We start from the raw sequence: 11024 nt of genomic DNA, 5'->3' as shown, positions 1-11024 counted from the left end.
CTCCGTGCGCCTGTGGGATTTTTCATATCCGGCCCGCCCTCCACGGCTGCCGGATAATGCCTAACCTTAAGTGACACACGCCCGTTGCCACCGGCAGAACCATGACCGAACTCGTGCTTACGCTCTTCAGTGCTGCGCTGATCAACAACTTCGTGTTGCACTGGCCGCTGGGCGTCGATCCGCTGCTGGCGGGTGAACGCCGTCAAGTGCATGCGCTGGGGCTGGCAACGTTGTGTCTGATGTTGATTGTCGGCGTGGCGGGTTATGCGATCTGGCATTGGCTGCTGGTGCCGTTGCAACTGGAATTCCTGCGGCTGTTTGTGTTCCTGCCGTTGAGCACCCTGCTGATCGCGCCGTTGTTGAAACTGCTGGCGCATTGGCGACCCACGCTGCCATTCGATGGCTTGTGGCCGCTGCTGCTGGGCAATGCCGGTGTACTGGGGCTGACGCTGATCAACGCGCAAACGGATAAAGGCCTGTTTCATGCGATTGCGCTGAGTCTTGGCGCCGGTCTGGGTTTCTGGCTCGTGTTGAGCCTGTTCAGCGATTTGCGTGAGCGCACGGCCGACAACGATATTCCCCTGCCCTTTCGTGGTTTGCCGGTCCTGTTGATCGGCGCCGGACTGATGGCCGTGGCTTTTCTCGGATTCAGTGGACTGATCAAAACATGAGTCTGATTCAACGCATCGATGCCCTGCTGCCGCAGACCCAATGCGGCAAGTGCGGCCATCCCGGATGCAAACCCTACGCTGAAGGCATCGCCGACGGCGAGCCGATCAACAAGTGCCCACCGGGTGGCGACGAAACCATCGCGGCGCTGGCCGAACTGTTGAAAATCCCGGTACTCGAGCTGGACATCAGCCGTGGTTCGGCGCCGCCGCAGGTGGCTTTCATCCGTGAAGCCGAATGCATCGGCTGCACCAAGTGCATCCAGGCCTGCCCGATCGACGCCATCGTCGGCGCGGCAAAACTGATGCACACCGTCATCATCGACGAATGCACCGGTTGCGATCTGTGCGTGGCGCCCTGCCCGGTCGATTGCATCGAGATGCACCCGCTGCCGCCGGGCACGCTGCCGGTGGTCGGCGGCCTGGCCGCCAGCCTTGAAGAACAGCAGGCCCGCGCGGCCAAACGCGATCACGCACGGCAACGTTTCGAACGGCGCAATGCTCGCCTGCAACGCGAAGAACAGCAGAAGCAGGCCGAACGCGAAGCCCGGGCGCAGCGTGCGGCACAGGTCGAAGTCGCCGCCAACACGCTCGATCCGGTGCAGGCGGCACTTGAACGGGTGCGCGCGCAAAAAGCCGCAACCGCCGATGCCGCGCTGAAAAAAGCCAAGATCGACGTGGCCATGAGCCGGGCGCAATTGAACAAGTCGCTCAAGGCGTTCGGTCATCCGCCGACCTTCGATCAGCAGTCGCAACTGATCGTCCTGCAGCAGCAGTTCGAAGCCGCCGAACAGGCACTGGCGAAGCTGGAAAGCAGCGCGGCACCTGCGCCTGTCTCAGCCGCCCCGGCGAAGGACGCCGATCTGAAACGGGCGAAGATCCAGTTGGCGATGCGCCGCGCCGAGCTGAAAAAAGCGCAAACCGCAGAGGCTCCCGCAGTTGAAATCGCCTCACTGGAGCAAGCGCTGCGTGACGCCGAACAGGCGCTGCACAACGCCGAAGCCGCCAGCGATCAACCGGCGCCGGAGCTTGTGCGCGTCGAGAAACGCCCGATCGACGACCGGCTTCGCCAACTGAAAACCGAACTGGCCTACGCTCGCGCCGACCTGAACAAGTTGCAACGGCGCGACGGCACGCCCGCCGACATCCTCGAAAAAGCCCGCGCCCGCCTGCAGGAAGCAGAGCGGCAGGTACAAGCCCATGTCATCCATTGAAACCAGAGACGAGCGCCTGCAACAGGCAATGAAGCTGGTTTTGCTGGCGACATTGCCAGGATGGCTGGCGTTGTTCTGGTTTTACGGTTGGGGCGTGTTGATCAACCTGGTCTTGTCGGTCGTCACGGCTTTGAGCGTTGAAGCCGTTGTGACACACCTGCGTCGACAACCGATGCAGGCCACCTTGACCGACGGCAGCGCAGTGGTCAGCGCCACGCTGCTGGCGATTGCCCTGCCGCCTTATTGCCCGTGGTGGCTGACGGTCACGGCAATCGCCTCGGGCCTGTTGCTGGGCAAACATCTGTACGGTGGCGTGGGCCGCAACCCGTTCAATCCGGCCATGCTCGGCTTCGCACTGGCCATGGTGATGTTCCCTCAGCCAATGACACACTGGCCGGCTCATGGCATGGATCTGACGGCAGCTTTTGGCCAGGTGTTCAACCTTGGCGCGCAGCCCGACGCCTGGGTTCAGGCCACCGCGCTGGACAGTCTGCGCATCAATAAAAGCCTGACCATGGACGAACTGTTTGTCGGTAATCCGGCATTCGGTCGCTTTGGCGGACACGGCGTGGAATGGGTGAACCTGGCGTTCCTCGCCGGTGGATTGTTCCTGTTGCAACGTCGGGTGTTTGGCTGGCACGCGCCGGTCGGCATGCTCGCCAGCCTGTTCGTGATCAGCCTGCTGTGCTGGAACGGTTCGGGATCCGACTCCCACGGCTCGCCGCTGTTTCACCTGCTGAGTGGCGCGACCATGCTGGGTGCGTTCTTCATCGTCACCGAACCGGTGTCGGGGGCTAAAAGCCCACTCGCCCGTTTGCTGTTCGGCGTCGGCGTGGGGTTGCTGACTTACGTGATTCGCACTTGGGGCGGTTACCCCGACGGGGTGGCGTTTGCGGTGCTGTTGATGAACCTGTGCGTGCCGGCGCTGGAGCGCTTCGCGGTGGCTCGTCAGGCGCAGGTGACACCATGAACCGGACGAGCAGTCTCATCACACTGGGGATGATTACCGCGCTGGGCATCGGCGTGACATGGCTGGTGCAACGTAGCAATGCGCCGCAGATCGCCGCCGAACAGCGGCTTCTTGAAAATCGTAAATGGCTGGACGTACTGCCGATCGACGCTTACGACAATCTGCCGCTTGAACAACCTCTGACGCTGACCGACGTCAACCTGAGCCATAGCCAGCTACTGGGCGGTTATCGGGCGACCAAAGGCAGCCAGCCCGTGGCGATCCTGCTGCGCAGCCAGACCCAGGGTTATGCCGGCCAGATCGAGTTGTTGATTGCCATCGATGCCAATGGCCGATTGCTCGGTGTGAAAACCCTCGAGCAAAACGAAACGCCGTCGCTGGGTGGGCACCTCGGCGATTGGCCAAATAGCTGGCTTCAGAACTTCACCGGAAAATCGAGCAACCAACCGACCGACGCCGGATGGGCGCTGAAAAAGGATCAGGGGCAGTTCGACCAGATCGCGGGGGCGACCATCACCTCCCGTGCGGCCATCAACGCCATCCACGATGCCCTGCGTTACTTCGATGAACACCGAACGACCCTGCTCGGGAGCGCGCCATGAACACGACAGCAACTCTGTCGAACTCAATGATGCTGGTGCTGTTGATCGGCACCACCGACTCCATGGCAGGTGCGCTGGCGACGCTGGTGATGTTTACGGTTGTCGTGGGCATTTACGGCTTGTGCATGGCACCGTTGCGCTCGCGCCTGAGCAGCGAAAGCCTGCTACCGGTCAGTGTGATGCTGGCAGCGACCCTGGCGGGCTGCGCCGATATTTTTCTGCAACGCGGCGCGATGCAGTGGCATCACCTGCTCAGTCTTTATGCAGCGCTGCTCGGCTTGCAGTGCGTCGTGCTGGAGCACAGTGGTTTTTTTTGCCAGCCGGTCCGCAGCCGTCTGAAACTGGGTGGCCTGTTTGCCGCGCTGATGATTGTGCTCGCGGTGTTGCGTGAGCTGATCGGTCAAGGCAGCATCGGCCATCACCTGTCGGAACACTGGCAAGGTTTGATTCTGTTCAGTGATGGCCTGCATTTCGCGACGCTGGCTCCCGGCGCCTTCATACTGCTTGGACTGTTACTGGCCGCCCGTCAGGCCTGGACTCGCCCTGCCGCCCTACCCGAGGAAACGCATCACCCATGAATGCCGCAAAACGTCTGGAGATCTTCCGCCGGTTTCACGAGGACAACCCCGAGCCCAAGACCGAACTGGCCTATTCCTCGCCTTTCGAACTGTTGATCGCGGTGATTCTGTCCGCGCAATCCACAGACGTCGGGGTCAACAAGGCGACGGCGAAGCTGTTCCCGGTGGCAAACACGCCGGCGGCCATTCACGCCTTGGGCGTCGATGGGTTGTCCGAGTACATCAAGACGATCGGCCTCTATAACAGCAAGGCCAAAAACGTGATCGAGACCTGTCGCATGCTGGTCGAGCTGCACAATGGCGAAGTCCCGCAGACGCGCGAAGCGCTGGAGGCCTTGCCCGGCGTTGGCCGCAAGACCGCTAACGTCGTGCTCAATACCGCATTCCGCCAACTGACCATGGCCGTGGACACCCATATCTTCCGGGTCAGTAACCGCACCGGCATTGCACCAGGGAAAAACGTGGTTGAAGTCGAAAAGAAGCTGATGAAGTTTGTGCCAAAAGAATACCTTCTCGACTCGCACCACTGGCTGATTCTTCACGGACGCTACGTGTGTCTGGCGCGCAAACCCCGCTGTGGCAGCTGTCGGATCGAAGATCTGTGTGAATACAAGCACAAAACTTCTGACGATTGAGCGGGTATTGGTTTTATTGATTTATCGATTGAAAAAATCTTTTTTACCATCTGCTGGAATATCGATATAAGGAGCGCCAAAGGCAGTCTTAGCCTGGAGTTGACCTTATGAGCACCAGCAAAGAGCAATTGGAAGCGGATGACGACTTTATCGCCACGGAGGCCGACGATGCCGAACCTGTGGTTGAAGTCGCCAAGACCAACTTGAGCAAACGCCGAACCATCGACAACCTGCTTGAGGAGCGCCGACTGCAAAAGCAATTGGCCGATTACGATTTTGATCTCTGACATTTGAAAGCCTCCCGAAACGGAGGCTTTTCTCTTTCTGTCGCACGCTGATTTCGATCCGCCCATGATCCGTCAGCCACTCAAACCTCAGACCAGGCCGTTTCGCTGGGCCAGCTCGATCAAATCGACCAGCGAACGCGCGTTGAGCTTCAAAAGCAATCGGGTCTTGTAGGTACTCACGGTCTTGTTGCTGAGAAACATCCCGTCGGCAATTTCCTTGTTGGTCTTTCCGCGCGCCAGTTGCTGCAACACCATCATTTCGCGCCCGGACAGGCGGTCTACCATATCGGCCTCGCTGGCATTACCCAGGCTTGTCCGCACGGTATGCAACGCCTGATTCGGAAAGTAGCTGTACCCGGACAGTACCGCCTTGATTGCACTCAGCAACTCCGTCAGATCCTGTTGCTTGCAAACATAACCCGCTGCCCCCGATTGCATGCAGCGCATGGAAAAGTGTCCCGGTGACTGGGACGTCAGCACCAGCACCTTCAATGGCATCGCACTTGTCGTAAGACGCGCAATGACTTCCAGGCCATCAAGTTTCGGAATACCGATATCCAGAATGACGATATCCGGCATCTGGTCACGAGCAAGTTGTAACGCATCCACGCCATTATCGGTTTCTGCAATGACTTCGTAGCCATGACGTTCCATCAGCATACGTACCGCAAGACGAATGACGGGGTGATCATCCACGATCAGCACTTTATTCATGGGCAAGTCCAGTTTCGCTGTTCGAATTTTTAGAACCGGCACAATAACGTAGTCATTTCACCCATGGCATGGATAAGTTCCTCTACACCAGCACCGAGAGACGCCTCCTACAGGCAATAAAGATTATTCCTACAGAAAAGACTCACTTATAGAAAATCATGAGTCTGCATCAGGAACTCCACACCTCTCCACGTCCTTCGCGGCGGCGCTCGTAACAGACTGAAAAACCAAAACCCGGTTCAATGAACAGATACTAAAAACAACTGAAACAACTTACACATATCGCAACTCTGGAATTTAATATAAACACCAGATACCGAAATCCTTATCCGCCCGCCAACTTAAAACTCGACCACCCAACCACATCAAAACGACGAGAAAGACCATTCATGAGTAAAGACCATGCTAAAGATCAACAAAAAAATTCCCAACCCCATCACCGTCATTGCCATCTTCGCCTTTATATCGGAGACCTCCGCCGCCGTATCCCTGCCTTTTCTTAATAACAATGAGCGGGAGATCTATGTCTGGTTCCTGATCAGCTTTCCGTTCTACTTGCTATTCCTGTTTTTCATCACACTCAACTTTAACTACCGTTCTCTCTATGCTCCATCAGACTTCGACAACGACAAGAACTTTCTTAAAGCTTTCGAAGAGGAGGATAATTTACCGACCGAGGCTGTACACACTCCACCCAATATTGAGTCGCACGCCATTAAACTTCCAAAACCGCTGACCAAGGTGTACATCATCGACATTCGAAAGTTACACACTGATTCGGAGATTGAACTGCTATTTGAAAAAATCCCACACTCAAACAAGCATTCGCCGAGATTATTACTGTTTTTAACCGAAGCGGGGGCGGATGCTTTACTTAAAGACAATATCGAAATCCTGGCCAAACACGCCAAGAGAAGCCAGGGAACAACGTTCTGCATTGTTTATGACACGCACGCGCTGACCACATCCGTATTGGGAAAATTCGAAAGGGGATAAAGCGCGCAGCAGGACAATCATGCAATGCAGCGATGTACAGCCGATGAGGACAGTAATGTTGACCGGTATCGATCAATTCAAAGGAGAGCATCCCAAAAAAAACGGCCTTGTCGCTACGACAAGGCCGTTTTTTTCACATCAGCCCCGAAGGACTCAGAACAGCTTGCGGCCCTTGTTGGCGGCAATGCGCATGCGCAGCGCGTTGAGCTTGATGAAGCCCGCCGCGTCGGCCTGGTTGTAGGCGCCGCCGTCTTCTTCGAAAGTCGCGATGTTGGCGTCGAACAGCGAATCGTCGGACTTGCGGCCGGTCACGATTACGTTGCCCTTGTACAGCTTCAGGCGCACAACGCCGTTCACGTTGACCTGCGAGGCGTCGATCATCTGTTGCAGCATCAGACGCTCAGGGCTCCACCAGTAGCCGGTGTAGATCAGGCTGGCGTACTTCGGCATCAGCTCGTCTTTCAAGTGAGCGACTTCGCGGTCCAGGGTGATCGATTCGATGGCGCGGTGAGCGCGCAGCATGATGGTGCCGCCCGGGGTTTCGTAGCAGCCACGGGACTTCATGCCGACATAACGGTTCTCGACGATGTCCAGACGGCCGATGCCGTGTTCGCCACCGATTTTGTTCAGCGTCGCCAGCACGGTGGCCGGGGTCATTTCAACGCCGTCCAGCGCGACGATGTCGCCGTTGCGGTAGGTCAGTTCCAGATACTGAGGGGTGTCGGGAGCCTTCTCCGGGGAGACGGTCCAGCGCCACATGTCTTCTTCGTGCTCGGTCCAGGTGTCTTCCAGCACGCCGCCTTCATAGGAGATGTGCAACAGGTTGGCATCCATCGAGTACGGGGACTTCTTCTTGCCGTGACGCTCGATCGGGATCGCGTGCTTCTCGGCGTAGTCCATCAGTTTCTCGCGGGACAGCAGGTCCCACTCGCGCCATGGAGCGATCACTTTCACGCCTGGCTTGAGCGCGTAGGCACCCAGTTCGAAACGTACCTGGTCGTTGCCCTTGCCGGTGGCGCCGTGGGAAATGGCGTCAGCGCCGGTTTCGTTGGCGATTTCGATCAGACGCTTGGCGATCAGCGGACGCGCGATGGAAGTACCCAGCAGGTACTCGCCTTCGTAAACAGTGTTGGCGCGGAACATCGGGAACACGAAGTCACGCACGAATTCTTCGCGCAGGTCGTCGATGTAGATTTCTTTGACGCCCATGGCCTGCGCCTTGGCGCGGGCCGGCTCGACTTCTTCGCCCTGACCCAGGTCAGCGGTGAAGGTCACGACTTCACAGTTATAAGTATCCTGCAGCCACTTGAGGATCACCGAAGTGTCCAGGCCGCCGGAATACGCCAGAACGACCTTGTTTACGTCCGCCATGCCATCACTCCACGGGGTTCTACGGAAAGCCGAGGAGTCTACCGCTCAAACGCGATAATTTACAGAGGCGCGACAGCTTAAGACGACAAAGCGACAGAATCTGTCGAGAGGGCGACGATGACCGACAGGTCAGGAAGTCGCCGCTGTGTTGGCAGGCGTGCTGGCTTGAGGTGCTGGGGCGGTAACCGGTGCCACCCGGGCCAACTTCACGCTGACCCGGCGATTTTTCGCCCGGTTGGCGGCGTTGGTGTTCGGGACCAGCGGGTATTGTTCGCCGTGGAAACGCACGGTGATCTGCGATTCGGCGATGCCGTTGGCCTTGAAGAAATCGACCACCGCCAGCGCACGACGGCGCGACAACTCACGATTGGTCAGGCGATTGCCACTGTTGTCGGAATAGCCGTCGAGCTCAATGTGATTGACCGTCGGATCGGCCTTCATGAATTCGAGCATCACTTGCAGTTTGGCTTTCGCGGCGGCGTCCAGATCGGTGCCTTCGCCCGGAAAACCGACCTGCGAGTTTTTGACCTGATCGAAATTCTGCGGGAGCAATTTCGCCACGCAGGTCTGGTAGTCGTTGAACGCCTTGCTGAACTTGACCGGCAGCAGCCGCACTTCGGAGACCCGTCCATCACCGGAGGCACGTCGCACCACCGGGCTACGACCTTCCAGCAAACCGCTGATCAGCCCGCCAGCCTGCGATTGCGAACTGTTGAACAGCACGTTGCCGGTGCCGATCCTGACACTGCCCAGGTTGATGTCATTGCGTCCCGGCTGCCAGGGCGCGGCCGCCGCCAGCAAGGTTGCCGAACCACCGCCCAGCATCGCGTTGTAGGCATTCAGACGGAAGATCGCCTGCTCGCCGGCCTTGCGCACGAACTGCCCCGAGCCGAAGTCGGTGATCGGCTGCGTCAGGCGGCACTCGAACTTGTCGCCTTCGACCGTCCACTCAATGTTCTCCAGACGTGTCTGGTAGGTCAGTGCCATCGCGGGAAGGCTGGCAAACACACTGAGCAAGGCTAAATATCGCTGGCGCACGGGAGGCTCCATTGGCTTCTACAACAAAAAAGACCGAGACATACATCTTTACGGCATACCTTTGGGATATCGGACGCTCGTCGCAAAACTTGATAGCGAGTGCCTGCAAGAGTCTTTTCCGGTAGCATTCGCCTCAGTTTGACCCGCCTGGAATTCCCTCATGTCCGACCGCCTGACCCTGCTGCGTCCCGACGACTGGCACATTCATCTTCGCGATGGTGCCGTGTTGACCAATACCGTTGCGGATGTCGCGCGCACCTTTGGTCGCGCAATCATCATGCCCAACCTGGTACCTCCGGTGCGCAACGCCGCTGAAGCCGACGGCTATCGCCAGCGGATTCTCGCTGCCCGCCCGGCCGGCAGTCGTTTCGAGCCGCTGATGGTGCTGTACCTCACCGACCGCACCCAGCCCGAAGAAATCCGTGAGGCCAAGGCCGGCGGTTTCGTGCATGCCGCCAAGCTGTACCCGGCCGGCGCCACCACCAACTCCGATTCCGGGGTCACCAGCATCGACAAGATTTTCCCGGCGCTGGAAGCCATGGCCGAAGTCGGCATGCCGCTGTTGATCCACGGTGAAGTCACCCGTGGCGACGTCGACGTGTTCGACCGCGAAAAAATCTTCATCGATGAGCACATGCGCCGCGTGGTCGAGCGTTTCCCGACACTGAAAGTGGTGTTCGAACACATCACTACCGGCGATGCCGTGCAGTTCGTCAACGAGGCCTCGGCCAACGTCGGCGCGACCATCACCGCGCACCATCTGCTCTACAACCGCAACCACATGCTGGTAGGCGGGATCCGGCCGCACTTCTATTGCCTGCCGATCCTCAAGCGCAACACGCACCAGGAAGCCCTGCTCGACGCCGCCACCAGCGGCAGCGCGAAGTTCTTCCTGGGTACCGACTCGGCACCGCACGCCCAGCACGCCAAAGAAGCAGCCTGCGGCTGCGCCGGCTGCTACACCGCGTACGCCGCCATCGAGCTGTACGCCGAAGCCTTTGAACAGCGCAACGCGCTGGACAAGCTCGAAGCGTTCGCCAGCCTCAACGGCCCGCGCTTCTATGGCCTGCCGGCAAACACCGATCGCATCACCCTGGTTCGTGACGAATGGACCGCACCGACCAGCCTGCCTTTCGGCGAGCTGACCGTTATCCCGCTGCGCGCCGGTGAAAAACTGCGCTGGCGCCTGCTGGAGGAACACGCGTGAGTGAAGACCATTTCGACGACGAACTGGACGGTCAAGGTGGCGGCGGTTCGCGCCATCCAATGGCAGCACGCTTTCGCGGCTACCTGCCGGTTGTCGTCGACGTAGAAACCGGTGGCTTCAACTCGGCCACCGACGCTCTGCTGGAGATTGCCGCGACCACCATCGCCATGGATGAAAAGGGTTTTGTGTACCCGGATCACACCTACTTCTTCCGCGTCGAGCCGTTCGAAGGCGCCAACGTTGAAGCGGCGGCACTGGAGTTCACCGGGATCAAGCTCGATCATCCGTTGCGCATGGCCGTCAGCGAAGAAACAGCGCTGACCGACATCTTCCGTGGCGTGCGCAAGGCCTTGAAAGCCAACGGCTGCAAACGGGCAATTCTGGTCGGCCACAACAGCAGCTTCGACCTGGGCTTCCTCAACGCCGCCGTCGCGCGGCTGGACATGAAGCGCAACCCGTTCCACCCGTTCTCCAGCTTCGACACCGCGACCCTCGCCGGTCTGGCATACGGCCAAACCGTGCTGGCGAAAGCCTGTCAGGCAGCCGACATCGACTTCGACGGCCGTGAAGCGCACTCCGCGCGTTACGACACCGAGAAGACGGCCGAGCTGTTCTGCGGCATCGTCAACCGCTGGAAACAGATGGGCGGCTGGGAAGACTTCGACGACTGATCCTCGTCGGGTTTCTTCCGAGCATGAAAAAACCGGCCACGTGGGCCGGTTTTTTTGTACCTCGACGTTGCGC

The 11024-nt window shown here is 58.8% G+C and carries 13 protein-coding genes; 10 read left to right on the top strand and 3 right to left on the bottom strand.

The features are described from left to right. Positions 1 to 101 precede the first annotated feature (101 nt). From MKZ87_RS12810 to MKZ87_RS12780, 7 genes are all read left to right on the top strand, one after another. A complete protein-coding gene (locus MKZ87_RS12810) occupies positions 102 to 671 on the top strand; it encodes an electron transport complex protein RnfA (RefSeq protein ID WP_085701705.1) in 570 nt (189 codons plus the stop codon). Beyond that, complete coding sequence (gene rsxB, locus MKZ87_RS12805; protein ID WP_085701706.1) at positions 668 to 1882, top strand: electron transport complex subunit RsxB; 1215 nt, start codon at positions 668 to 670, stop codon at positions 1880 to 1882. The genes MKZ87_RS12810 and rsxB overlap by 4 nt, the downstream gene beginning before the upstream one ends. Continuing rightward, a complete protein-coding gene (locus tag MKZ87_RS12800) occupies positions 1869 to 2852 on the top strand; it encodes an RnfABCDGE type electron transport complex subunit D (RefSeq protein ID WP_085701707.1) in 984 nt (327 codons plus the stop codon). Before rsxB ends, MKZ87_RS12800 begins: the two co-directional genes overlap by 14 nt. Then, positions 2849 to 3454, top strand: a complete 606-nt coding sequence (locus tag MKZ87_RS12795; RefSeq protein ID WP_085701708.1) for an RnfABCDGE type electron transport complex subunit G — start codon at positions 2849 to 2851, stop codon at positions 3452 to 3454. Before MKZ87_RS12800 ends, MKZ87_RS12795 begins: the two co-directional genes overlap by 4 nt. Continuing rightward, complete coding sequence (locus MKZ87_RS12790) at positions 3451 to 4032, top strand: Rnf-Nqr domain containing protein (protein ID WP_085701709.1); 582 nt, start codon at positions 3451 to 3453, stop codon at positions 4030 to 4032. Before MKZ87_RS12795 ends, MKZ87_RS12790 begins: the two co-directional genes overlap by 4 nt. Next, complete coding sequence (gene nth / locus MKZ87_RS12785) at positions 4029 to 4667, top strand: endonuclease III (protein WP_085699672.1); 639 nt, start codon at positions 4029 to 4031, stop codon at positions 4665 to 4667. Before MKZ87_RS12790 ends, nth begins: the two co-directional genes overlap by 4 nt. A gap of 107 nt (positions 4668 to 4774) precedes the next feature. After that, a complete protein-coding gene (locus tag MKZ87_RS12780; protein ID WP_007953204.1) occupies positions 4775 to 4954 on the top strand; it encodes a PA3496 family putative envelope integrity protein in 180 nt (59 codons plus the stop codon). Between the two features lie 87 nt (positions 4955 to 5041). Here MKZ87_RS12780 and MKZ87_RS12775 read toward each other — a convergent pair whose 3' ends face one another. Next, positions 5042 to 5668, bottom strand: a complete 627-nt coding sequence (locus MKZ87_RS12775; RefSeq protein ID WP_007953203.1) for a response regulator transcription factor — start codon at positions 5666 to 5668, stop codon at positions 5042 to 5044. A gap of 402 nt (positions 5669 to 6070) precedes the next feature. On the opposite strand from MKZ87_RS12775, the gene MKZ87_RS12770 reads away from it, so the two are divergent. Then, complete coding sequence (locus MKZ87_RS12770) at positions 6071 to 6664, top strand: hypothetical protein (RefSeq protein ID WP_085699674.1); 594 nt, start codon at positions 6071 to 6073, stop codon at positions 6662 to 6664. 153 nt (positions 6665 to 6817) lie between these two features. Here MKZ87_RS12770 and MKZ87_RS12765 read toward each other — a convergent pair whose 3' ends face one another. After that, complete coding sequence (locus MKZ87_RS12765; RefSeq protein WP_007953201.1) at positions 6818 to 8035, bottom strand: argininosuccinate synthase; 1218 nt, start codon at positions 8033 to 8035, stop codon at positions 6818 to 6820. A gap of 129 nt (positions 8036 to 8164) precedes the next feature. Next, positions 8165 to 9073, bottom strand: coding sequence for a flagellar protein MotY (locus MKZ87_RS12760; protein WP_227233402.1), 909 nt, complete (start codon positions 9071 to 9073; stop codon positions 8165 to 8167). 160 nt (positions 9074 to 9233) lie between these two features. Here MKZ87_RS12760 and pyrC point away from each other — a divergent pair, with 160 nt between their 5' ends. Beyond that, positions 9234 to 10280, top strand: coding sequence for a dihydroorotase (gene pyrC / locus MKZ87_RS12755; protein WP_085701710.1), 1047 nt, complete (start codon positions 9234 to 9236; stop codon positions 10278 to 10280). Continuing rightward, the gene (gene rnt / locus MKZ87_RS12750) at positions 10277 to 10951 is read left to right on the top strand and encodes a ribonuclease T (protein WP_007953196.1); all 675 of its coding nucleotides are present in this window, start codon (positions 10277 to 10279) and stop codon (positions 10949 to 10951) included. The genes pyrC and rnt overlap by 4 nt, the downstream gene beginning before the upstream one ends. Positions 10952 to 11024 lie beyond the last annotated feature (73 nt).

Source organism: Pseudomonas sp. MCal1 (genome assembly GCF_026341415.1).
GTDB lineage: Bacteria > Pseudomonadota > Gammaproteobacteria > Pseudomonadales > Pseudomonadaceae > Aquipseudomonas.
The sequence above is the reverse complement of the archived record's forward strand: the minus strand, read 5'-3'. Positions and strand labels throughout refer to the sequence as shown.